Consider the following 22,215-nt stretch of genomic DNA (forward strand, 5'->3'; position numbering starts at 1 on the left):
CCCTTCAAGCCCTGTGGGTCTCTTCGGGTCCATCAATCCACACCCGTCGCGGTTACGCCTCCCAAACGGCCGCCGCCGTACGGTCGTCGGAGTACCCCTTGACCCGCACCTGGGCGCCGGCGAGGAACTCCGCGATCCCGGGCGGCTCGGGTGCCGACCAACGCCCGGTCAGGTGGGCGGCGAGGTCCGGCTCCCCGCGCAGCGGCTCGGCCAGGCCCGCGGTGCACACCAGCAGGGTGTCGCCCGGCCGGGCGACGGAGGCCCGGAACCGGAAGGGTTCACGGGGCGGGGCGGGGGCGGGTTCGTACGGGCTGGGCGGGGTGGGTATGCCGAGGTCCATGGTGAGCCGGTCGCCCTCGGTGGTCTCGGACGGCAGTGAGCCGAAGCCGACGACGGGGGCGCCGGTGACGTCGGCGACCGGCGGCTCGATGTCCTGCCACTCGCCGTCCCGCAGCCGGAACAGCCCGCCGGGTCCGACGCCGAAGAAGACGCGGGTACGGCACTCGGGGTCGGCGGGCAGCAGCAGACAGCGCAGGCTGGCGGCGTACTCCTCGGGCCGCAGCCCCTGTTCGGCGGCGCCCGCGCGGAGCCTGCCGAGGCTGCGGTCGGTCAGCCGGTGCAGGCCCGACTTGAGGTCGCCGCGCCGCCCCGCCCGGATGTCCTCGGCGAGCCGGGCGTGGCTGCGCCCGACGGCCTCGCCGATCCACCGGCACACCTCGGCCGCCGCGCGGTGCGCGCCGGGGGTGGCACGGGCGCCGGTCGCCATCGCCACCAGCACCAGCGCGTGTTCGCCGGTGCCGAACCGGGCGGTGAGCAGCGCGTCGCGGCGGGGTTCGCCCCGGTAGCGCGCGGAGTCGCCGCGCATCGACACGGCCCGCAGGGTGCAGGCGCCGTAGCGGGCCCCGTCGAGCACGGTGTCGGCCACGAGGTCGTCGAGATCGTCGGGGTCGGCGGGCGGCAGGGTGGTGGGCTCGGGTTCGTAGGTGGGCGGCCCGGAGCCGATGTAGGCGGGAGCGGTGGAGGGCTGAGCCGCGACGGCGTCGGGCACCGCACCGGACGCCGCACCGGACGCCGGACCGGGCACCGCACCGGACGCCGGTATGGTCCCGGGCCCCGTGGTCGCGGCCGTGGGCCCCCCAGGTCCCGAGGCAGAACCCTCCTCCGCCTCCCCGGCCCTCCGCTGCCGGAAGATCCCCCCGCGCCGCGAACCCCCGCCGCGGCGAGCATCACCCGACACGGCACCGTCCCCGGGCGCCTCAGGTAACGCCACCGCCCCGGAAGCCGACGCGAACCGGTCGTCCAGTGAGTCGGGCGCGGCCGTCGGGCCGGTGTCCTCGGTGGAGTCGTCGTACAGCTGCCCCCACCAGTCGTCGGACTGACCGGCGGGCCTTCCCCCTTGCTGGCTCATGCGCCCAATTGTCCACCGCGAGGGCGAGAGGAAAACGGGACATCCGGAAATTCGGGGTCGCCGGGCGGCTCCACCCCCCACGGGAGAACCGCCCGGCGACGTGGGGTGACCCGGGCCCGGCCCCTGCGCGCCACAACGCGTCACGGACCCGGGTCACGCTCGTGAGGCCCCTGCTGGCACGCGCTGTCCACCCTGGCAGAGCGCGGCTCACTGCCGCGATGATGTTGCGCGGCGGGTACACGCCACGGCAGCTTCCCGCCACCCCGGCACCCCGGAACCACAGGAGGGACGACGACCTGATGCTGGCGGCGATAGGTCTGGACGGCACCCACGAGACGGCGTACCGCACGCTGGTGGCGGTCGGCGCCGCCGACGCGGCCGATCTCGCGCGGCGGCTGACGCTGGGCGAGCGGGCGACCGAACGCGCCCTGCGGGAGCTGGAGCGGCACGGACTCGCGGCGCAGTCCTCGACCCGCCCCGGCCGCTGGGTCGCCGCCCCGCCCGCGGTGGCGCTGGGCGCCCTGCTCACCCAGCGGCGGCACGAGCTGGAGCAGGCGGAGCTGGCGGCCGTGCTGCTCGCCGAGGAGTACCGGGCGGCGGCGGCCGAACCGGCGGTGCACGACCTGGTCGAGGTGGTGCTCGGGTCGGCCGCGGTCACCCAGCGGTTCCTCCAGTTGCAGCTCGGCGCGGTCGACGAGGTGTGCGCGCTGGTCACCGGCGACCCGGTCGCCGTCACCGGCATGGAGAACGACGCCGAGGAGCAGGCGGCCGGGCGCGGGGTGCGCTACCGGGTGGTGGTGGAGCGGGCGGTGCTGGACCGGCCGCACGGCATCACCGAGCTGACCGCGGCGCTCGGCCGGGACGAGGAGGTACGGGTCGTGGACCGGGTGCCGACGAAGCTGGTGGTCGCCGACCGTACGACCGCGCTGGTACCGCTCGGCGCGCCGGCCGCCGGACCGGCCGCGCTGGTGGTGCACGCCAGCGGGCTCCTGGAGCTGCTGGCGGGCCTGTTCGAGGCGGTGTGGCGGGAGGCGCTGCCGCTGCGCGTCGGTGGTGCGGGGGTGGTCGAGCAGGGGCCGGACGCCCCCGACGCCACCGACCTTGAGGTGCTCTCCCTCCTGCTGGCCGGGCTGACCGACGCGAGCGTCGCCAAGCAGCTCGACCTGGGGCTGCGGACCGTGCAGCGCCGGGTGAGGCACCTGATGGAGCTGACCGGCGCGACGACCCGGCTGCAGCTGGGCTGGCACGCCTACGAACGCGGCTGGGTGGCCCGCGACCGGTGATGCCGGGAAGGCAGCCGACCTGCGCGCCCGCGCCCCCTCCGGCACCCTGGGCAGATGGGAGTGTGGGACCTCCTGCTGGCCGGGCTGGTCATCCTGTTCGGCCTGTGCGGAGTGCTGGTGCCCGGGGTGCCAGGGTCGTGGCTGGTGTGGGCCGCGGTGATGTGGTGGGCGCTGAAGGACCCGCGGGCGGTGTCCTGGTTCGTGCTCGTCGGTGCCACGGTCGCGCTGCTGCTGTGCCAGGTGGTGCGCTGGTCCCTGCCGCCCAGACGGCTGCGGACGGGCCGCGCCGACCGGCGGCTGGCGGTGTACGCCGGCTGCGGGGCGCTGCTCGGCTTCTTCCTGGTCCCCGTGGTCGGCGCGGTCCCCGGCTTCGTCGGCGGGATCTACCTCGCCGAACGGCTCCGCCTCGGCCGCCACGGCGAGGCCCGCGCGGCGCTGCGCGAGGCGATGCGCGAGGGCGGCTGGAGCGTGCTGGCGGAGCTGTTCACCTGTCTGCTGATCACGGGAGCGTGGCTGGGCGCGGTGCTGTGGGGCTGAGGGCTCCCTCCAGGCCGAGCAGCCGCCGCTTCCGCTCCAGCCCGCCCGCGTACCCGGTGAGCGTCCCGTCGGCGCCGATCACCCGGTGGCACGGCCGCAGGACGAGCAGCGGGTTGGCGCCGATCGCCCCGCCGACGGCCCGTACGGCGGCCCGGGGCGCCCCGATCCGCGCCGCGATCTCGCCGTACGAGGTGGTGGCCCCGTAGGGCACCGCGTCGAGGGCGTCCCACACCCGCTCCCGGAAGGCGGTCCCGTGCGCGCGCCACGGCAGCCGGAACTCGGTCAGCTCCCCCGCGAAGTACGCGCCGAGCTGCTCCTCGGCCGCCCGGAACAGCTCCGGATCGTGCCGCCACCCGTCCCGCACCTCCCGGCCGCCCCGCTGCCCGCTCATGGACAGCGAGGTCAGCACGCCGTCGGGATCGGCGGTGAGCAGCAGCGGCCCGAGGGGACTGTCGACCCTGCCCCAGTGCACGGTCACACCCACGTCATCTCCTTCTCCATGTCCTTCTCCATCACGTTCTCCTCCTCCGCCCACCCCGCGGCCCGCAGGTGGTGCACGGCGTACGACCGCCAGGGCCGCCAGGCGTCGGGTACGCCGGTGCCGGGCGGGGCGGCGTCGGGGTCGCCGAGGGCGCGGGCGCGGATCACGGCGACGGTACGGGCGCGCAGGCCGGGCAGGGCGAGCAGCGCCGCCTCGGCGTCGTCCCGGTCGGCGCCGGGGTCCAGCCGTACGGTGCCGTCGGCGAGGGCGGCGGTGAGCGCGCCGAGGGTGCCGTGCGGCTCGGCCCCGGCGAGGACTGCGGGCGTCGGGAACAGGTGGGTGAGGGCGCCGCAGGGGACGTCGAGGGGGGTGCCGTACCGCCGTACCAGCCGCTCGGCCTCCGCACGCCCGGCCACCACCCGTACCGCCAGTTCCTCCGGGTCGGCGGCGCCGGGGGCGCGGAGCCCGGGGCGGGCGGCGACGAGGGGGGCGAGGCGTGGGTCGGTGGCGAGCCGCTCGTCGACGGCGTACAGGTCGGCGTCGAGGTCGAACAGCCGCCGCAGCCGCTGTACGGCGGTCGTCAGGTCGCGGGGGTCGGTGAGGTGCAGCAGGGCGTCCAGCCAGCCCCCGGGGTGGGCGCCGGAGGACGGCCGCCGGTTGCCGGGCCGTTCGTCGACCGCGGCGAGGGCGGTGCCGTAGGGCAGCCGGAGGGTACGGCGGTAGGTGCGGCGGCCGGGGGTACCGGTCACCTCCTCCACACCGGGGACGGCCTCGCGGGCCAGCAGGTCGAACACGGGTCCGGCCTGGTAGGGGCCTCGGTGGGCGAGCCGTAGCGGGATCCCGGCGGTGGGGGTGGGGCGGCGGGCGCCCCGGCCGGGGGCGAGGGCGCGCAGCTCGCTCGGGGTGCGGGCGTACACCTCGCGGATGGTGTCGTTGAACTGCCGGACGCTGGCGAACCCGGACGCGAACGCGATGTGGGTGACCGGCAGCACGGTGGTCTGGAGCAGGGTGCGCGCGGTGTGGGCGCGCTGGGCGCGGGCCAGCGCGACCGGCCCGGCGCCCAGCTCGGCGGTGAGCTGCCGTTGCACCTGCCGGGGGCTGTAGCCGAGCCGGGCGGCGAGCCCGGTGACGCCCTCGCGGTCGACGACGCCGTCACCGATCAGCCGCATCGCCCGGCCCACGACGTCGGCGCGCACGTTCCACTCGGCCGACCCGGGCACCGCGTCCGGCCGACACCGCCGACAGGCCCGGAAGCCGGAGCCCTGCGCGGCGGCGGCCGTGGCGAAGAAGCGCACGTTCCGCCGCCGTGGGGTGACGGCGGGGCAGCTGGGGCGGCAGTAGACGCCGGTGGTGGTCACTCCGAAGAAGAAGACGCCGTCAAAGCGCCCGTCGCGGCTGCGCACGGCCTCGTACCTGGTGTCTTCGTCCATCACGAGATCCAGTGTCGACGAGCCGCGACCCCCCTGCTAGCGGGAATCGGACACGACGTTACCCACCACCACCGTCACCACCACCGCCCCTGTCGCTATCGCGACCGTGGGCGACCGCCCCGCTTGGCCTCCATGGCGGCGCGCCCCTCCGCCCCCTTCCGCTTCCAGTCCTTGCGGATCTCCGCCCGGACCCGGGCGTCGGTCTTGGCGACGATGCGCTGGTTCTCGCGGAGCAGCTTGCGGTAGCTCTCCAGCCGTCGTACCGGCAGGTCACCGGAGTCGATGGCGGCGAGGACGGCACAGCCGGGCTCGGCGTCGTGGGCGCAGTCGTGGAACCGGCAGTCGCGCGCCAGCTCCTCGATCTCGGCGAAGACCTGCCCGACCCCGCTCCCGGCGTCCCACAGGCCCACACCCCGCAGCCCCGGCGTGTCGATGAGGACCCCGCCCCCCGGCAGGGCGAGGAGGTTACGGGTAGTGGTGGTGTGCCGCCCCTTGCCGTCGACGTCACGGGTGGCCCGCACGTCCATGACCTCCTCGCCGAGCAGCGCGTTGGCGAGGGTGGACTTGCCCGCGCCGGACTGCCCGAGCAGCACGGACGTCCCGTCGGCGACGAGCGCCACGAGGACGTCGAGCCCCTCCCCGTGCAACGCGCTGACGGTCAGCACGGGCACGCCGGGCGCGCTGGTCTCGACGTCCTGGACGAGGTGCGCCAGCGTCGCGGGGTCCGGCACGAGGTCGGCCTTGGTCAGGGCGACCACGGGCTGCGCCCCGGACTCCCAGGCGAGCGCGACGAACCGTTCGACACGGGCGAGGTCGAGCTCGACGGCCAGCGACACCGCGACGACGGCGTGATCGACGTTCGCGGCGAGGATCTGCCCCTCGGACCGCTTGGAGGAGGTGGAGCGCACGAAGGCGGTACGACGCGGCAGATAGGCCCGCACATACCGCGGGTGGCCGCCCTCGGGGTCGATGACGGCCCAGTCCCCGGTGCACAGCACCCGAACGGGGTCTCCCCTGTTCGAGCGAAGCTGAGAACTCGGGGAAGGGTCGTGCGGGGTGACCAACGCGGTGTCGGCGCGCAGCACGCCGTCGGCGGTGACGACGTCACACTGCCCCCGGTCCACCCGCAGGACCCGCCCGGGCACCAGCCCTTGCGCGTCATACGGAGCGAACTGCCCTGCCCATGCCTCGTCCCAACCGTAGGGAGCGAGCGCGGAGAAAACAGAAGTGGAAGTCAACGGGTGACCCTTCACATGGGTGACCCCGGCGAGAGCGCGCACGACGGCACGCGAAGAGAGGGAGTTTCAGCCGGTGGCCACGGAGGTGGACTTGACGGTTACACGGATGCGGGCAGCGCCCAGCGCAGTGACAGCCATCGGTCGACACCTCCTCACTCTTCACCCGGCCAACAGCGACGGCCACCGGCCGCCGCGCGAACAGGGCCCACCATAGGACCCCGCCACGCGTCCGCGCCAGCGGATTTCCGGGCCCCAGGGGGAAGCCCCCGACCGCGCTGGTCGGGGGCCTGTCACTGCACGCCGTAGACCGTCTCCACGTCGACGAGTCGGATGCCCGGGTCCGCCTCCGCCGCCGCGTGCGCCTTGGCGTCCTATGTGCAGGTACGTGCACTCACTCACGCCGTCGCGCACGCCCGCCCGTTCAGCTCGAAGTCGTACGCCGGGGTGTTCGTCTGCTGCCAGGCGGCGATGAAGCCGAGGGAGAGGGTGCTGTCGGCGGGGACGGTGGCGTTGTAGTGGGCGGCGGTGGCGGTGACACGTGTGCCCTGCTGGACGTAGCCCGCGTCCCACATCTGGGTCACCCGCTGGCCGTCGCGGAAGGTCCAGGTCAGGCGCCAGTCGTCGAGGGCGTGGGCGGTGGTGACGGTGACGGCGGCCTGGAAGCCGTCGGGCCACTGGCCGGTGATGTCGTAGTCGACGCGGCAGGCGGGGGTGGTGGAGGGGGAGGAAGAAGGAGATGTGGGGGCGGTGGCGGGCCGGGTCCGGGGGCTGAGGGTGGAGGCGGGGGTGGGGGTGGGGGATGAGGTGTTCCGGGTTTCGGGGTGGGGGCGCTCGGGAGGGGGCTCCGGGCGGTGTCTCGTGTGGGACGCGGCGGGGGGCGGGGGCGGCGTGGCGGGTGCGACCGTGAGTGGGGGCGGGGACGGGCGGGGGTCGGCCACCGGGCGGCCCTCGCCCAGGTCGGTGGGGGTGTCCTCGCCGCCGGGGAGGAGGGTCACGCCGAGGGCGAGGAGGGAGACCAGGACGGCGGCGACGAGGAGGCCGTTACGCAGGACGCGGGCCTTGCCCGTGCCGGCGCCCGGGGGCTCGGGGTCGGCGGGGGCGGAGGGCGCGGCGCCGAGTCGGACGTCGGCGGCGCGGCGGCGGCGTTCGAGGTAGGCGAGGCCGCCCCAGCCGATCACGCCGCCGGCGAGGGCGGCGGGCAGCCCGCCGCCGTGCAGTCGGAGGCAGGCGGCGGCCTCGGCGCAGCGCACGCAGTGGGTGAGGTGCCGGGAGAGGTCGTCGGGGGTCTCGGGAGCGTCCGTGCCGGGGGCGCGGGTCAGCGCGTCGAGCATCCGGGCGTAGCCGCGGCACGGCGCCGCCAGCCGGGTGTCGAGGTGGTTGCGCAGGCAGCGGTCCCGGAACAGGGCGCGTGCCTCGGCGAGCGCGGCGCCGACGGTGGCCGGGTCGAGGCGGAGCCGGCGGGCCACGACGGACAGCGGCAGCGACTCCACCTCGGCCAGCCACAGCAGCTCCGCGTCGGCGGGCTGCATGTCGCGCAGGGTGCGCAGGGCGAGCGGGCGGCCGAGGGGCGGTCCGGTGTGCCGGGCGGCGTGCTCAGAGCCGAGCCAGAGGCGCAGGTCGGGGTCGAGGCGGTGGCCCTGACCCCGCGCCTCCCAGGCCGCGGCGGTGCGCCGGACGGCGGTCAGCATCCGCGCTATGCGGGGCAGTTGGGCCGCGCGTCGGCCGGTGTCCCGTACGACGTCGGTGGTGGTGGCCGCCGTACGGGCCGTCTCACGCAGACCGTCGGCGAACGCCTCCCGGGCCAGCCGGGCGGCGGCCTCCGAGCCGCAGGTGCACAGGTCGGCGTAGGACAGGACCGCGTCCCAGCACTCGGAGAACAGCGCTGCCTCGGCGGCGTCCTGGGGGGTCGGCAGGTCGGGCATGGGTCTCCTGCATCCGCATGTGAGGTCAACTCACCAGGTTCGCAGGGGAGTTGTGAGGAACCCTCGGGGCAGGAACCGAGCCTTTCACGGCTCCCTCACAACTGACAAGCCGCCTCCTCGAACCCGCGGCCCCCTCGCTCAGACCTCCACCGGGTCCTTCGCCGGGAGGCTGTCCATGAACGAGCTGACCGAGAACACCGCGCGGCCGGGGCCGGGCGGGCCGTAGCCGGGGGGCGAGGAGAGGCCGAAGTCGTCCATGGTGGCGCGGTACGCCTCCAGCAGGCGGATGTGGTACTCCAGCGGCGCGCCCTGCGGGTTGGCCTTGCCGAGCGGGGTGGTGGGCTCGGGGCACCAGGTGGTGAAGCGGGGCGTGATGCCGTGCGACATGAAGAAGCGCAGGCCCTCGGTGGTGGAGGCGATGGCCTCGTCGACCGTCTTGAAGCCGAAGGGCTCGGCCATCTCCACGCCCGCGACGAAGTTGGGGATCACGTTGCGCGCGCCGAACACCTCGGTGGAGTCCAGGATCCGTCGGTGCCACACGTCGCGGCCGACGTAGCGCTCCTTGCCGGGGCAGTACATCTTGAACAGGTACTCGTCCCACACCTCGTAGTTGGGGTGGTAGATCTGCACGCCGTAGTCCTTGAACCGCTGCACGTCGTCGCGGGGCAGGGCCTGGGCGACGACCTTGCCGATCCAGCGGCCGGGGAAGCGCTCCTCGATGGCCTTGGCGTAGTGGCCGTAGAAGTCGGCCTCGTCGCGGCCGGAGACGGTCTTGGTGATGGCGCCGCCGGTGAGGGTGTAGGCGGTGGAGGTCTTCGCGGTGTCGTAGCGGTCGATGATCTCCAGCGCCTCCAGCACCTCCTCGACGTCCTTGACCCCGGTGTACGGGCGTCCGGCGGCCTTGTGCTGGCGCCAGTTGTGGTTGATGTCGCAGTACTGGCACTCCTCCTTGGCGCCGAAGTACTGGCAGACCCGGAAGACGGTGAGGTAGATCAGGTAGCCCCACTGGATGGTCGGGGCGACCTCCATCACGGACTTCCCGTTGGAGAGGGTGTGCCGGTAGTACTCCGGCATCGGGGGCACACCTACGTCGGCGATCCGCCTGCCGTCCAGGTAGAGGCCGAGGACGCCGTCGTCGCCCGCGGCGACGCGGTACGGCGAGGACGGGTTGACGCGGACCGAGACGACCGTGCGGCGCAGGTCGTAGGGGCCGCCGGTGAGGATGATCTCCTCCGGCGGGCGGCGCAGCGCGGCCTCGCCCAGCTCGGGGAGGGTGCCGTGGTCGAAGGAGAAGATGAAGTACGACTTCGGTTTCACCTCGCCGGCCGCCTCGTTGGTGGTGTCACTGAGCGCGGACGCGTCGAACGCGACACCACCGCGCAGCAGGTCCTCCTTGAAGACGGCTTCCCGCGGCACGTGCGGGAAGCGCTCCATCAGATCCTCGACCAGCGCGGTGCGGCTGCCCATCCCGTGATCTCCTCCCTGCGGTGACGTTCGACTCCTCACGGTATGCCCCCGCGCGCCGGTGGTGTGCAGCCGGGTCCCGGAAGCGGGCCGAAAGGCCCTGGACGGTGATGTTCGCGACCCGCACGCCGGTGCGGGGCGCGGCAGTGGTGTGATGGGCGCCGACTGATCTCCTGGGAGGGTCCCGCATGACCGACACCGTGACGAACTGGGCGGGCAACATCACCTACGCCGCCAAGGAGCTGCACCGCCCGCGCTCCCTGGACGCGCTGCGCGCGCTCGTCGCGGACGCGGCCCGGGTGCGGGTGCTGGGCAGCGGGCACTCCTTCAACGAGATCGCCGACCCGGGCCCCGACGGCGTGCTGCTCTCCCTCGACGCCCTGCCGCCGGTGCTCGACGTGGACGCGGCGGCCCGTACGGTGCGGGTCGGGGGCGGTGTCCGGTACGCGGAGCTGGCGCGCGCGGTGCACGCCCACGGGCTCGCCCTGCCGAACATGGCCTCGCTGCCGCACATCTCGGTGGCCGGGTCGGTGGCGACCGGCACGCACGGCTCGGGGGTGGGCAACGGTCCGCTGTCGGCGGCGGTGCGGTCGGTGGAGCTGGTCACCGGGGACGGTACGACGGTGGCGGTCGGGCGCGGGGAGGAGCGCTTCGGCGGCGCGGTCACCGCGCTCGGCGCGCTCGGCGTGGTGACGGCGCTCACCCTGGACCTGGAGCCCGCCTACGAGGTGGCGCAGCACGTCTTCACCGAGCTGCCGCTCGCGGGGCTCGACCAGGCGGCGTTCGAGACGGTGATGTCCGCGGCGTACAGCGTGAGCCTGTTCACCGACTGGCGGGCGCCGGGGTTCCGCCAGGTGTGGCTGAAGCGGCGTGCCGACCAGCCGCTGCCGGACTTCCCGTTCGCCGCCCCGGCGACGGAGCCGATGCACCCGGTGCCGGGGATGCCCGCCGTGCACTGCACCGAGCAGTTCGGGGTGCCGGGGCCCTGGCACGAGCGGCTGCCGCACTTCCGGGCGGAGTTCACGCCGAGCAGCGGGGCGGAACTCCAGTCGGAGTACCTGCTGCCGCGCCGGTACGCCGTCGGGATGCTGGCCGCGGTCGACGGGATCCGGGACGTCGTCGCGCCCGTGCTGCAGACCTGCGAGATCCGTACGGTCGCCGCCGACGACCAGTGGCTGAGCCCGGCGTACGGGCGGGACACCGTGGCGGCGCACTTCACCTGGGTCGAGGACACCGCCGCCGTCCTGCCGGTGGTACGGCGGCTGGAGGCGGCGCTCGCTCCCTTCGAGGCCCGCCCGCACTGGAGGAAGGTGTTCACCACCCCGGCGGCGGTGCTGGGCGAGCGGTATCCGCGGCTGGGCGACTTCCGGGCGCTGGCCGCGGACCTCGACCCGGCCGGGACGTTCGCCAACGCCTTCGTGCGGGGCGTGCTCGGCGGGTGACGTCGGACGGGCCGGGCTTGCTCCACCCCTTTCCGCATCCCTTGTGGAAAGGGGTTGCGGGATCCTAGCCTCCCGACCGTGCGCACATCACGGGACATCCGCACCGCCAACCGCTACGGCGTACTCCGGCAGGTCATCGCCTCCTCCCCCACCTCACGGCAGGAGCTGGCCGCCGCCACCGGGCTGAGCCTGGCCACCGTCGCCACGCTCGTCGGTGAGCTGCTGGACCTGGGCATGATCACCGAGGTCGGCTTCGAGGACTCGGCGGGCGGGCGCCCCCGGGGCCTGGTCGCCGTCCACGCCGCCGGCGGCGCGCTGGTCGGCGTGGACATCGCGGAGACGTACGTCCACGTCGAGCTGTTCGACCTGGCGCTGAACGTGCTCGCGCACGCCGAGGAGGACGTCCACACCGACGGGAACCGCCCCGAGCGGCTCGTCGGCCAGGTCGCCGCCGCCGTCGGCTCGGTGGTCGCGCAGGCCGGGACGGAGGCGGCCCGGGTGCTCGGCGTCGGCGTGAGTATGCCGGGGCAGGTGGACCGGGACACCGGCGTCTCGGAGTACGCCCCGAACTGGGACCACTGGCACGACGTACCCCTGCGGGACCTGCTCGCCGAGCAGATCGCCTACCCGCTGCACCTGGACAACCCGCTGCGGGCGTGCGCGGTGGCGGAACTGTGGTTCGGGGCGGCGCGCGGGCGCCGGGACGCCGTGGTGGTCAACCTCGGCACCGGGGTGGGCGCCGGGCTGGTGCTGGGCGGCGGGGTGCACCGCGGGGTGAGCGACAGCGCGGGCGAGTGGGGGCACACCACCCTCGTGCTCGACGGGCGGCTGTGCCACTGCGGCAGCCAGGGCTGCATGGAGACGTACGTCGGGGCGCCCGGCATCATGCGGCACCTGCGGGAGCTGAGCCCGGACAGCCCCCTGCTGCACCCCGGGGACCAGACCGCCACCGTCGACGCGCTGGCGCGCGGGGTGGCGGCGGGCGATCAGGTGGCCGTGCGGGTGGTCCGGGACACCGCCCGCTATCTCGGCGCCGGGATCGCGGACCTGGTGAACCTGCTCAACCCCGAGGTGGTCGTGCTCAGCAGCTGGGTCGCGGCCACGCTCGGGGAACCGCTGCTCGCCGGGGTGCGCGAGGCGGTCGCCCGGCGCGCGCTGCGGCGTCCGCTGGTGGCCACCGAGATCGTGCTGTCCCCGATCCCCACCGACCCGGTCTGTCTGGGCGCGGCGGCGTTCGCGCTGGAGGGCGCGCTCCAGTCGGCCGGGCAGCGGACCGCCGTACGCCGTCCCGGCGCGCCCGGGAGGAGCCGTTCCGCGCCGCCCGCGTGACGTCCCGCGTCCGGCATCCCGAACGCCGCGCCTCGTTTCGCGCAGGCTTCGTCCAACCCCTTGCCGAAGTAGTGGCCGAAGGTTAGCGTCCCGCACCGCAAGCCGAACTGAGCCACCGGGTCGCTGAGTCACCTGCGCCGAACCGCCGAGCCGCAGCCGTACGCGAGACAAGGACGTCACCATGTCGGCCGTCAGCAGCAGAGAACCGGGCAACGGAGCACCGGGCCGAGGGGGCTGGAACCGCCGCTCCGTCCCGCGGGCCGCCCTCGGCCTGACCGCCGCCGGGTCGCTGGCGGCGTGCGGGGGCGACAACGGCCGGGGCGGCGGCTCCGGTTCGGGCAGTCACTCGGCTGGGTGTCCAGTGTGCGCGGGCTGGTCGTCCCGGGCCTGTTCAGCGGTTTCACCTGCTTCCTCTTCCGGCAGTACTTCCTGGGGTTCCCCAAGGAACTGGAGGAGGCGGCGCGCGTGGACGGACTCGGCTACCGGGGCGCGTACCGGCGCGTCGTCGTGCCCAACTCGCTGAACCTCTTCGCCGCCATCGCCACCATCACCTTCACCAGCGGCCGGAACGCCTTCCTGTGGCCCCTGGTCATCGGCCGGGACGAACCGGCGTGGACGGTGCGGGTGGCGCTCTCCTCCCACATGACCGACCAGACCGTCACCTTCCATCCGATCTTCATGGCCACCGCCATTTCCATCCCGCCCCTGGTGTTCGTGTTCCTCTTCCTCCGGCGCCGGCTGGTCCAGGGCATCGCACAGACCGGCACCAAGGGCTGACCAAGGAGACCGATGTTGTCCCGCACCACCGCCACCACCGCCACCACCGCCACCACCACCGCCTACGTCGAGGACGTCACCCCGGGCACGGGCACCCTGCCGCCCCGCGCCTGGTACCGCGGCTCCGACGCGAAGTCCCTCTCCCTCAACGGCGACTGGCGCTTCCGCCTCTCCCCGACGGCCGACGCCGAGGACGACGCGTTCGCCGCGCCCGGGTACGACGCCGGGGCGTGGGCGGAGGTGACCGTCCCCGGCCACTGGGTGCTCCAGGGCGACGGCGCCTTCGGCCCGCCGATCTACACCAACCACCTCTACCCGTTCCCGGTGGATCCCCCGCACGTCCCCACCGAGAACCCGACCGGCGACCACCTGCGCCGCTTCGACCTGCCCGCCGACTGGCCCGCGGACGGTACCGCGGTGCTGCGCTTCGACGGTGTGGAGTCCTGCGCCCGGGTCTGGCTGAACGGCACGGAGCTCGGCACGTTCCAGGGGTCGCGGCTGCCGCACGAGTTCGCGGTGGGCGAGCTGCTCCGGCCGACCGGGAACGTCCTCGCGGTCCGCGTCCACCAGTGGTCGGCGGGCTCGTACCTGGAGGACCAGGACCAGTGGTGGCTGCCGGGCATCTTCCGTGACGTCACCCTGCTGCACCGGCCCGAGGGCGCCGCCGGGGACTTCTTCGTGCACGCCGCCTACGACCACCGCACCGGCGAGGGCACCCTGCGCGTCGACTCCGAGGTGCCCGGCCGGGTCACCGTGCCCGGCCTCGGCCTCGACCTCGCCACCGGCGGGACGGCGACCGTGCCGGTCGAGCCGTGGACCGCGGAGACGCCGAGGCTGTACGACGCCGTCCTGGCCACGGCGGGCGAGCGGGTGCCGCTGCGCGTCGGCTTCCGCACGGTCGTCGTCGAGGACGGGCTGCTCAAGGTCAACGGCCGCCCGGTCCTCTTCCGGGGCGTCAACCGGCACGAATGGCACCCCGAGCGCGGGCGCGCCCTGGACCCGGAGACCATGCGGCGGGACGTGCTGCTGATGAAGCGGCACAACGTCAACGCCGTCCGCACCTCGCACTACCCGCCGCACCCGGCCTTCCTCGACCTGTGCGACGAGTACGGCCTGTGGGTGATCGACGAGTGCGACCTGGAGACCCACGGCTTCGTCGAGCACGACTGGCGGGACAACCCCGTCGACGACGACCGCTGGACCCCGGCGCTCCTGGACCGCGCCGCCCGCATGGTGGAACGGGACAAGAACCACCCGTCGGTCGTCATCTGGTCCCTCGGCAACGAGGCGGGCACCGGACGCGGACTGACCGCGATGGCGGAGTGGATCCACGCCCGCGACACCTCCCGGCTGGTCCACTACGAGGGCGACCCCGCCTGCCGTGACACCGACGTGTACTCGCGGATGTACCCCTTCCACGAGGAGACCGAGCGGATCGGCCGCGGCCTCGACGGCGGCACCCGCAAGCGCCGCGGACTGCCGCTCATCCTGTGCGAGTACGGCCACGCCATGGGCAACGGCCCCGGCGGACTGGCCGACTACCAGCGGCTGTTCGAGACGTACGACCGTCTGCAGGGCGGGTTCGTCTGGGAGTGGATCGACCACGGCATCCGCCACCCGGACCTCGGCTACGCCTACGGCGGCGACTTCGGGGAGGAGCTGCACGACGGCAACTTCGTCTGCGACGGCCTGCTGTTCCCGGACCGCACCCCGTCGCCCGGCCTGCTGGAGTACCGGAAGGCCATCGAGCCGGTCCGGATCGAGGGCGGCGGCGACGGCAGCGTCCGGGTGACCAACGGCCACGACTTCGCGGACCTGTCCGCGCTGGCCTTCACCTGGTCGTACGAGGCGGACGGCGAGACGGTGGCGACCGGCCCCCTGCCGGTGCCGCCCCTCGCGCCCGGCGAGTCGGCGGAGCTGAAGCTGCCGGAGCCCCCCGCCCCCGACGACCCGGCCGCGCCGGAGACCCTGTGGACGGTCCGCGCCGTGCTCGCCGAGGCCACCTCCTGGGCGCCGAAGGACCACGTGGTGGCCTGGGCGCAGCTCCCCCGCACCCCGCACCGGTACCCCGCCCACACGCCCACCGCCCGCCCCACGCCCGCCGGCGAGCGGATCCACCTCGGCCCGGCCGCCTTCGACGCCCGCACCGGCACCCTGCTGGCCGTCTCCGGCACCGAGCTGACCGGCGGCCCCCGGCTGGACGTCTGGCGGGCCCCCACCGACAACGACGAGGGCGCCCCCTGGCAGCCGGACGCCCGCCACGCCACCCTGTGGCGGAAGCTCGGCCTGCACCGGATGCGGCACCGGCTGGACGACGTACGGCTCACCGACGACGCGCTGACCGTGCGCACCCGCGTCGCCCCCGCCGCCGCCGACGTCGGCCTGCGCACCGCCTACCGCTGGACGGCGGACGGCGACCGGCTGCGCCTGACGGTCACCGTCACCCCGGAGGGCGACTGGACGCTCCCCCTGCCCCGGCTCGGCGTCCGGTTCGCACTGCCCGGAGCCGACCGGGTCCGCTGGTACGGCGGCGGTCCGAACGAGGCGTACCCCGACACCAGGTCGGCCTCCCGGCTGTCCCGCTGGGAGTCCTCGGTGGACGGCCTCCAGACCCCCTACGTCCGCCCCCAGGAGAACGGCGCCCGCGCCGACGTCCGGTGGGTGGAGCTGGGCGGACTGCGGATCGAGGGCGACCCGGCGTTCTGGTTCACGGCCCGCCGCTGGACGACGGAGGAACTGGACGCCGCCGCCCACCGGACCGACCTGACGCCCGGGGACCTGGTCTGGGTCAACCTGGACCACGCCCAGCACGGCATCGGCTCCCAGTCCTGCGGGCCGGGTGTCCTGCCCCGGTACGAACTGCGGGCAGCACTGAGCGAGTTCACGTTCGTCTTCTCGCCATGCAACCGACACCCCGACCCGGCGCTCTGATAATCTCACCGCCACCTGTCGTGCGCCGCCGTTCCGGCCCCGCGTCACGGCAGACCAGGACCAGGCCATCGCGCTCTCCCCCGGGTCAACCCGCCCGTTCGCCGGGGGAGCCGTGCGATGGCCTGACCCTTTCCCGTCAGGTCAGTGGTCGGCGCAGCACGGGGTCGGGTCCGGGACCTCGAAGGGCACCAACGTGCCGCCGCTGGCGGGCTGGGCGGTGAGCACGAGGTCGCCCCGCTGCCACTGCGGGCGCACGTGGTCCGCCGTCACCACCGGGGTGCCGGGGTCCGGCGCGCCGGGGGCGCCCAGCACCGTCACGCGGGTGATCGCCGAGCGGGCGAGCAGCTCGGCCACGGTCAGCGTGCCGGTGAGGGCGGCGGCCCCCGGGTAGCGCACCGCCCGGCCGGTGTCGTCGGGGACGCCGGGCGCCACCCCGTACCCCCGGGCGGTGAGCCGGTCGCGTACGGCGTCCCGCTCGGCCCCGGAGCGGAAGGCGAACGACACCGCCACGCGCGGCCGGTCGCCCCGGACCAGGTGCGTGCAGCCGAACACGTCCTCGGGAAGCGCGAGTTCGGCGGCGAGCCGCTGGATCAGGTGGTCGGCCGCGCGCAGGTCCCGTGAACCGGCGTCGACGGTGAGGGCGTGGGACGGCGTCGTCACGACGGCAGGACCCACACCGGGTTGGAGTAGAACCACAGGTCCTGCCACGGGTCGGCGTCGCCGACGACGTCGAGCGCCGGGCCCGCCGGGTCCACGGCCGCGCCCATCGCGCCGACGGCGCCGCGCCTGCCGTCCGTGCCGCGCAGCCGCACGTACACCGGGCGGTCGACGCGGCCGAGTTCGTAGGTGAGGCGGACCGTGCCGGTGGACTTGTTCACCTCGTACGACCTGACGACCCTGGCGGTGGGCGCGGTGAAGGTGTCCTTGTCCGCGGCCTCGCCGGTGACGTCGCCCTGGATGACGTCGACGCGGGCCAGCTCGGGCACGAACCCCGCCCAGTTGGGGCCGCCCGCGAGGGCCACGTCGACGGTCAGCGTGACCCGGGTGCCCTTCCTCACGTGCAGGGCGCCGCCCAGGGTGGCCCAGCGGCTGCCGCCGGACACCCGCACGTCCAGGCCGCTGAGCAGCTGGCCGTGGTCGACCCAGACGCGGCCCGCGCGGATGCCGTCCATGACGGCGGCGTAGGAGAAGCCGTCGGCGCCGACGTGGGTGCGGCTGTAGTAGCCGGGCCAGTAGTCGCCCTGCGCGACGTCGATCCCGCCCGCGTAGACCGGGTCGTCGTAGCGGCCGTTGGCGTGGAAGTCGCCGCCGCCGCGCGCCGCGGTGTCGGCGTACACCTGGTGGGAGTCGGAGTTGGCGGTGATCCACCAGGGCTTGCCCTCGGCGAGGAGGCTGTCCCACAGGCCGCCGACGGTGGCGGTCATCCAGTCGAAGCCGCCCCAGGTGCGGTAGGACTCCGGCGGGTAGCCGGCGAAGGAGTTGGCGCTGGGGCTGTTGTCGTAGATGCCGCGGGCACGGCCCATGCCGAGCGGGGCGGGGAGCCCGGCGGCCTGGTGGCCGGGGGCGCCCTCGAAGCCGACGGCGATCTGGCGGTCCGCGCCGGTGGCGTCGCGCCAGCCGCGGATCTCGTGCGGGGAGTCGACGCCGCGCCGCGCCGGGTGGTTGGCGAGCATCAGCGCGTCCTTGACCTTGCGCCGCCGCACCTGCTCCGCGAGGAAGCTCAGGCCCGCGACGGCGAGGGCCTCGTTGGCGGGGGTGGAGGCGGAGGCGCCCTGGACGCTGCCGTCGTAGTCGGTCTCGAACTGCTTGAGGACGGACACCTCGTGCTTGCCGGGGTGCACGAAGACCGTGCCGTGCTCGGCGGCGGGGATGTTCCACTCCAGGCCCTGGAAGACGAGGGTGTCCTCGTAGGCGGCGCGGGCCTCCCTGATGTCCGGGTTGACCTTCGCCACGCCGATCTTGGCGTGGGTGGCGTTGCCGTGGTCGGTGATGACCAGCCAGTCCATGCCGTGCCGGGCGCCCTGGCGGACCTGGTCGACGACGCGGTACTTGCCGTCGCTGCTGTACTGGGTGTGGATGTGGTGGTCACCGGCCAGCCACAGGAAGCCCTTCCCGCGACGGCCGGAGGCGGCGGGCGCGGCGTGGGCGGGCGCGGCGGCGGTACCGAGGACGCTGGTGGCCGCGAGGCCCGCGCCGAGGAGCCCGGCGCGGCGCAGCAGCGAGCGGCGCGACCGCTGCTCGGGGGTGAGGGCCTCGTCCGGCACGGTGGTGTCGAAGGCGGCGGGCAGCGGGGCCGCCGGGTGGCCGTGCGCGTGATCGTGGTGGTGATGGCCGTGACCGTGTCCGTGTCCGTGACCCATGAATGTGCCTCCTGGATGCCGCCGACTGTCGCGGCTGCCTGCCGCGGCGCCCACTGCGCCGCGTGAGGAGGATGAGCGCGGAAGATGAATATCGAACGACCCACGGCTGATCGTCAGACGTCCCGGACACGGCCGCTCGCCCCGCTCCGTCCGCGGGCTAGGCTTCCGTCCGAGGTCAAGCGGCCGGAGGAGAGCGGGAGGAGGCCGTCCATGGCACGTGCGGGCATCACCGCCGACCGGCTCGTCACGGCCGCCGCCGAGCTGGCCGACGAGGTCGGCTTCGACAACGTCACCCTCTCCGCGCTGGCCCGCCGCTTCGGCGTCCGGGACGCCAGCCTCTACTCCCACGTGCGGAACCTGCGCGAGCTGCGTGCCCGGCTCGCGCTGCTGGCCGGGGGCGAGCTGATCGACCGGATCGCGGACGCGGTCGCGGGCCGCGCGGGGAAGGACGCGCTGACCGCGTTCGCGGACGCCTACCGCGCCTACGCGCTGGCCCACCCCGGCCGGTACGCGGCCACCCAGACCCGCCTCGACGAGGACGCGGTCACGCCGGAGCTGCTGGCCGGCTCCCCCACCCCGCGCCGCACCGCCGACATCACCTACGGGATGCTCCGCGGCTACGGCCTCGACGAACCCGACCTCACCGACGCCGTCCGCCTGCTGCGCTCCACGTTCCACGGCTACTGCGTGCTGGAGGCCGCCGGGGCCTTCGCCCACCCCCGCGCGGTCCAGGCGTCCTGGGACAAGGCCGTCGACGCCCTGCACGCCGCGCTGGAGCACTGGCCGCGGGAGACACCCCGCCAGCCTGACTGAACGGCACGGTGTGGGAGGGGGAAAACAGCGGTACGAACGTGGAGTCGGAGACGGTTTCCCTAGACTGGGATCTTCACCAGCACCGCGGCGCGGTCCGCGGCGGCGACCACGGGGGAGGGAGCGCGGCGTGTCCTCACAGCAGCTCGGACGCGGGCCGTTGCGCGCGGCGGGCCCCGACCCGACCCCGCCCACCGGACCGGACGGCGACGGCTCGCCGCCCGCGCGGTTCGTCGGCTGGCTGGGCAGCCTCGGCTGTCTGGCCGCCGGGTACGCGGTGTTCCAGTTCCTCTTCGGCGTCCTGCCCGACTCCCTCGGCGGCGAGACCGCCCGCTACCTGATCTCCGGCGTCAGCGGTCTGGGCACCGGCGCGGCGGCCTGGCTGGCGGCGGCCCTGCTGCGCGCCCGCACCGCCGCGCAGACCGGTGCCGGGCAGCCGGATCCGGCCACCCTCGGCACCGGCGCCCTCGCCCCCGGGCCCGGTCCGCTGCCCGAGCTGTTCAGCGCCGCCCACGAGACCCTCGTCGGCCAGGTGTCCGTGGTCGACGACCCCGACGCCGGACGGCTGACGGGCTGGTCGCACTCCCTGGCCGACCCCGGCCACCGCGACGCGGGCCGCGCCGACCCCGCCCTGACCCGTCCCACCCCCGTCGGGACCGCCTACGGCCTGCACACCATGCTCGACCTCGGCATCCCCGACGGCCGCCTCGGCACCGGCGACCTGGTGGAGACGCTGTGGCGGCTGCGGCTGCCCGGCGGCGGCTGGTCGGCGCGCTCGCAGGGCGCCGAGGCCCGGCCGGAGGTCACCGCGCTGGTGCTGGGCGCGCTCGCCCGCGCGGGGGCCTCCAGCGATCTGCTCACCGCGGAGGTGGAGCGCTGCACCACCGGCTTCACCCGGGAACTCGACCGCGCCGGGCGGGAGTCCACACACGTGGTGACCACGGTCCTGCGCGGCCTGTTGCGCGCCGCGCCCCGCCACCCGGTCCTGCCGCGGCTGCACGAGGCCCTCGTGGACGGCGCGATCAGCGACGACCGCCGCGACCACCTGCGCTGCTGGAGCTACCGCCTCGGCCCGCCCTACGGCCCCGCGTCCCCGCTGCACACCGCGCTCGCCGTGGTCGCCCTGGACCGGGCCGCCCGGGTCCTCGACGAGACCGCCGCCGCCCGCGCCGCCCGCGAGGACGGCGTGCGCTGGCTGCTGGCCTGCCGCGACGCACCGCACCACGGCTGCCTGGACCTGGAGAACCTCCGCGAGGAGGTACGCCGTCCCCGCCCCGACGACCCGGTACGCCACGAGGTGCTCAACGTACGGCACTTCACCGCCTCCTGGGTGGCCCGCGCCCTGCTCACCCCCGGCGCCCGCGAGGTGGCCCGGCGCGACGGGCTGCACGACGAGTGGGCCGAGCGGCTGGACGGCGCGATCGCCGCCGTGTGGGCGGCGCAGAGCGACGGCATCTGGGCCTGGGGGCGCGGCGACAGCACCGAGCTGCGCCGCCCGATGTGGATGACGTACCAGGGCCTGTCGGCGCTGCGCGCCCATGCCGTATGGATGTACCAGCCGGTCCAGCCGGTCGTCCCGCACCAGCACTGAACCGGGCCCGGGAGGGCCGGAGGGGGAGGAAGACCACATGGGTGGTCGGCACGTCCAGGCGGCCCGGCGGCTGCTGACCGTGGAACTCGCCGCGGAACTGCCCGAGCACGGACTGGCGCTCGCCGCCCGTGACCTGGTCGACCGGCTCGGTCGGCCCGACCGGCTCCTTGAGCTGGTCGCCGAACTCGCCGCCGGGGAGGGCGAACCGGAGGAGTGCGCGCGCCTGTCGTACCGGCACGTCCTGGGCTTCGACAAGCTGCTGCTGATCGACGGCGGCCCGCGCCACATGCTCCGCGCCCACGTGTGGCATCCGGGGCGGGGCGGGATCGGCAGGGAGGACATCCACAACCACCGCTCCCCGCTGGCGTCCTGCGTGGTCCGGGGGCGGCTCGCGATGGAGCTGTACGAGACGGCGGACGGCGACGGCGACCTGACCACCGCCCGCTACCGGGAGTCCCTGGCGGCGGGGTCGGCCAACTGGCGGCTGGCGCCCGCGGGCCCGGCCCGGCTGCGGCTCACGCACGCGGCACGGATCGCGGCGGGCAGCGCCTACGCCCTGCCCGCGCACACCCTGCACCGGGCCTGGTGCGACACGGAGGGGCCGACGGTGACGCTGTTCCTGGAGACGGGCACCGAACGGCGCCGCCACACCGACGTGTTCACGGCGGCGGGCCCGCATCCGGACGCGGTGGCGAAGGTGCCGATGGCGGTGCCGGACTACCTGGACGCCCTGAACGACCTGGCGGAGCTGCTCAGGGCCGGGTGAAGGCCTGGCGGACGACGTCCAGGTTGTAGTCGTCGATGTCGACGCCGGACAGCTCCGCCGGGGCCAGCCAGGCGTACGCCTGGTCGCGCTCGGGCAGGGAGACCTGCCAGGTGATGGGCCTGACCAGGAAGTTCTCCTGCCAGTTCTTGATCTCGTGGCCCCGGTAGTCGCTGACGAAGGACGAATCGCCGACCTTGCGGACGACCTCGCCGAGCAGCCCCGTCTCCTCCTTCAGCTCCCGCAGCGCGCCGTCCGCGGCGCTCTCGCCGGGCTCCAGCTTGCCGCAGGGCACGCCCCAGACCCGGGGCAGGAAACGCTCACGCTCACTGCGGCGTACCAGGAGCACCCGGCCCGCGGCGTCCATCACGACGGCGGACGCCAGCCGCCTGTCTGAGGGGGTGTCCATGCTCATCGGTGCTCGGCCCTTCGCCGGTGACGAGTCCAAA

Annotated in this window: 17 protein-coding genes and 1 pseudogene; 9 read left to right on the forward strand and 9 right to left on the reverse strand. The window is 74.8% G+C overall.

Annotated elements, in window-relative coordinates; all coding sequences use genetic code 11:
* Positions 1 to 52 precede the first annotated feature (52 nt).
* Positions 53 to 1,408 carry a protein phosphatase 2C domain-containing protein gene (locus ABZ659_RS22035; RefSeq protein ID WP_360222614.1) on the reverse strand — a complete coding sequence of 452 codons (1,356 nt, stop codon included), beginning with the start codon at positions 1,406 to 1,408 and terminating at the stop codon, positions 53 to 55.
* Between the two features lie 299 nt (positions 1,409 to 1,707).
* Here ABZ659_RS22035 and ABZ659_RS22040 point away from each other — a divergent pair, with 299 nt between their 5' ends.
* Both ABZ659_RS22040 and ABZ659_RS22045 read left to right on the forward strand, forming a co-directional pair.
* Complete coding sequence (locus tag ABZ659_RS22040) at positions 1,708 to 2,691, forward strand: helix-turn-helix transcriptional regulator (RefSeq protein WP_360222617.1); 984 nt, start codon at positions 1,708 to 1,710, stop codon at positions 2,689 to 2,691.
* Between the two features lie 54 nt (positions 2,692 to 2,745).
* Complete coding sequence (locus tag ABZ659_RS22045; RefSeq protein ID WP_360222620.1) at positions 2,746 to 3,228, forward strand: DUF456 domain-containing protein; 483 nt, start codon at positions 2,746 to 2,748, stop codon at positions 3,226 to 3,228.
* Here the strand turns inward: ABZ659_RS22045 and ABZ659_RS22050 are convergent.
* The 5 genes from ABZ659_RS22050 to ABZ659_RS22070 form a co-directional block, all read right to left on the reverse strand.
* Entirely contained in the window at positions 3,191 to 3,712 is a 522-nt protein-coding gene (locus ABZ659_RS22050; RefSeq protein ID WP_360222623.1) for a methylated-DNA--[protein]-cysteine S-methyltransferase, read from the reverse strand. The genes ABZ659_RS22045 and ABZ659_RS22050 overlap by 38 nt on opposite strands.
* A complete protein-coding gene (locus ABZ659_RS22055; RefSeq protein ID WP_360222716.1) occupies positions 3,703 to 5,139 on the reverse strand; it encodes an AlkA N-terminal domain-containing protein in 1,437 nt (478 codons plus the stop codon). Before ABZ659_RS22055 ends, ABZ659_RS22050 begins: the two co-directional genes overlap by 10 nt.
* A 95-nt stretch (positions 5,140 to 5,234) precedes the next feature.
* Positions 5,235 to 6,377 carry a ribosome small subunit-dependent GTPase A gene (gene rsgA / locus ABZ659_RS22060; protein ID WP_360222626.1) on the reverse strand — a complete coding sequence of 381 codons (1,143 nt, stop codon included), beginning with the start codon at positions 6,375 to 6,377 and terminating at the stop codon, positions 5,235 to 5,237.
* Between the two features lie 395 nt (positions 6,378 to 6,772).
* The gene (locus tag ABZ659_RS22065; RefSeq protein WP_360222629.1) at positions 6,773 to 8,299 is read right to left on the reverse strand and encodes a cellulose-binding domain-containing protein; all 1,527 of its coding nucleotides are present in this window, start codon (positions 8,297 to 8,299) and stop codon (positions 6,773 to 6,775) included.
* Between the two features lie 138 nt (positions 8,300 to 8,437).
* Positions 8,438 to 9,766 (reverse strand): radical SAM protein, encoded by a 1,329-nt coding sequence (locus ABZ659_RS22070; RefSeq protein WP_360222632.1) that lies wholly within the window; start codon positions 9,764 to 9,766, stop codon positions 8,438 to 8,440.
* 185 nt (positions 9,767 to 9,951) lie between these two features.
* Here ABZ659_RS22070 and ABZ659_RS22075 point away from each other — a divergent pair, with 185 nt between their 5' ends.
* The 4 genes and pseudogenes from ABZ659_RS22075 to ABZ659_RS22090 all read left to right on the forward strand — a co-directional run bounded on the left by ABZ659_RS22075 (position 9,952) and on the right by ABZ659_RS22090 (position 16,242).
* A complete protein-coding gene (locus ABZ659_RS22075; protein WP_360222635.1) occupies positions 9,952 to 11,205 on the forward strand; it encodes an FAD-binding protein in 1,254 nt (417 codons plus the stop codon).
* A 78-nt stretch (positions 11,206 to 11,283) separates the two neighbouring features.
* Positions 11,284 to 12,534 (forward strand): ROK family transcriptional regulator, encoded by a 1,251-nt coding sequence (locus tag ABZ659_RS22080; RefSeq protein ID WP_360222638.1) that lies wholly within the window; start codon positions 11,284 to 11,286, stop codon positions 12,532 to 12,534.
* A 342-nt stretch (positions 12,535 to 12,876) separates the two neighbouring features.
* Positions 12,877 to 13,311 (forward strand): annotated as a pseudogene (locus ABZ659_RS22085) (ABC transporter permease subunit); the annotation flags it as partial.
* 12 nt (positions 13,312 to 13,323) lie between these two features.
* Complete coding sequence (locus tag ABZ659_RS22090; protein WP_360222641.1) at positions 13,324 to 16,242, forward strand: glycoside hydrolase family 2 TIM barrel-domain containing protein; 2,919 nt, start codon at positions 13,324 to 13,326, stop codon at positions 16,240 to 16,242.
* Between the two features lie 141 nt (positions 16,243 to 16,383).
* On the opposite strand, the gene ABZ659_RS22095 is transcribed toward ABZ659_RS22090, so the two are convergent.
* On the reverse strand, positions 16,384 to 16,902 hold the full coding sequence (locus ABZ659_RS22095; protein ID WP_360222644.1) for a hypothetical protein: 519 nt from the start codon (positions 16,900 to 16,902) through the stop codon (positions 16,384 to 16,386).
* Positions 16,899 to 18,602 carry a PHP domain-containing protein gene (locus tag ABZ659_RS22100; protein WP_360222647.1) on the reverse strand — a complete coding sequence of 568 codons (1,704 nt, stop codon included), beginning with the start codon at positions 18,600 to 18,602 and terminating at the stop codon, positions 16,899 to 16,901. Before ABZ659_RS22100 ends, ABZ659_RS22095 begins: the two co-directional genes overlap by 4 nt.
* Positions 18,603 to 18,812: 210 nt before the next feature.
* On the opposite strand from ABZ659_RS22100, the gene ABZ659_RS22105 reads away from it, so the two are divergent.
* The 3 genes from ABZ659_RS22105 (at position 18,813) to ABZ659_RS22115 (ending at position 21,769) form a co-directional block, all read left to right on the forward strand.
* Positions 18,813 to 19,415, forward strand: coding sequence for a WHG domain-containing protein (locus ABZ659_RS22105; protein WP_360222650.1), 603 nt, complete (start codon positions 18,813 to 18,815; stop codon positions 19,413 to 19,415).
* Between the two features lie 127 nt (positions 19,416 to 19,542).
* The gene (locus ABZ659_RS22110; RefSeq protein WP_360222653.1) at positions 19,543 to 21,003 is read left to right on the forward strand and encodes a hypothetical protein; all 1,461 of its coding nucleotides are present in this window, start codon (positions 19,543 to 19,545) and stop codon (positions 21,001 to 21,003) included.
* A gap of 37 nt (positions 21,004 to 21,040) precedes the next feature.
* Positions 21,041 to 21,769, forward strand: coding sequence for a hypothetical protein (locus ABZ659_RS22115; protein WP_360222656.1), 729 nt, complete (start codon positions 21,041 to 21,043; stop codon positions 21,767 to 21,769).
* On the opposite strand, the gene ABZ659_RS22120 is transcribed toward ABZ659_RS22115, so the two are convergent.
* Entirely contained in the window at positions 21,756 to 22,175 is a 420-nt protein-coding gene (locus ABZ659_RS22120) for an NUDIX hydrolase (RefSeq protein ID WP_360222719.1), read from the reverse strand. The genes ABZ659_RS22115 and ABZ659_RS22120 overlap by 14 nt on opposite strands.
* Positions 22,176 to 22,215: the final 40 nt, after the last annotated feature.

This window comes from Streptomyces sp. NPDC006997 (assembly GCF_040635175.1).
Lineage (GTDB): Bacteria > Actinomycetota > Actinomycetes > Streptomycetales > Streptomycetaceae > Streptomyces.

Coding starts and splice junctions, on each gene's coding strand:
- ABZ659_RS22035 (WP_360222614.1), bottom strand. CDS start 1,408: ATGAGCCAGCAAGGGGGAAGGCCCGCCGGTCAGTCCGACGACTGGTGG.
- ABZ659_RS22040 (WP_360222617.1), top strand. CDS start 1,708: ATGCTGGCGGCGATAGGTCTGGACGGCACCCACGAGACGGCGTACCGC.
- ABZ659_RS22045 (WP_360222620.1), top strand. CDS start 2,746: ATGGGAGTGTGGGACCTCCTGCTGGCCGGGCTGGTCATCCTGTTCGGC.
- ABZ659_RS22055 (WP_360222716.1), bottom strand. CDS start 5,139: ATGGACGAAGACACCAGGTACGAGGCCGTGCGCAGCCGCGACGGGCGC.
- ABZ659_RS22065 (WP_360222629.1), bottom strand. CDS start 8,299: ATGCCCGACCTGCCGACCCCCCAGGACGCCGCCGAGGCAGCGCTGTTC.
- ABZ659_RS22070 (WP_360222632.1), bottom strand. CDS start 9,766: ATGGGCAGCCGCACCGCGCTGGTCGAGGATCTGATGGAGCGCTTCCCG.
- ABZ659_RS22075 (WP_360222635.1), top strand. CDS start 9,952: ATGACCGACACCGTGACGAACTGGGCGGGCAACATCACCTACGCCGCC.
- ABZ659_RS22090 (WP_360222641.1), top strand. CDS start 13,324: ATGTTGTCCCGCACCACCGCCACCACCGCCACCACCGCCACCACCACC.
- ABZ659_RS22100 (WP_360222647.1), bottom strand. CDS start 18,602: ATGGGTCACGGACACGGACACGGTCACGGCCATCACCACCACGATCAC.
- ABZ659_RS22105 (WP_360222650.1), top strand. CDS start 18,813: ATGGCACGTGCGGGCATCACCGCCGACCGGCTCGTCACGGCCGCCGCC.
- ABZ659_RS22115 (WP_360222656.1), top strand. CDS start 21,041: ATGGGTGGTCGGCACGTCCAGGCGGCCCGGCGGCTGCTGACCGTGGAA.
- ABZ659_RS22120 (WP_360222719.1), bottom strand. CDS start 22,175: ATGGACACCCCCTCAGACAGGCGGCTGGCGTCCGCCGTCGTGATGGAC.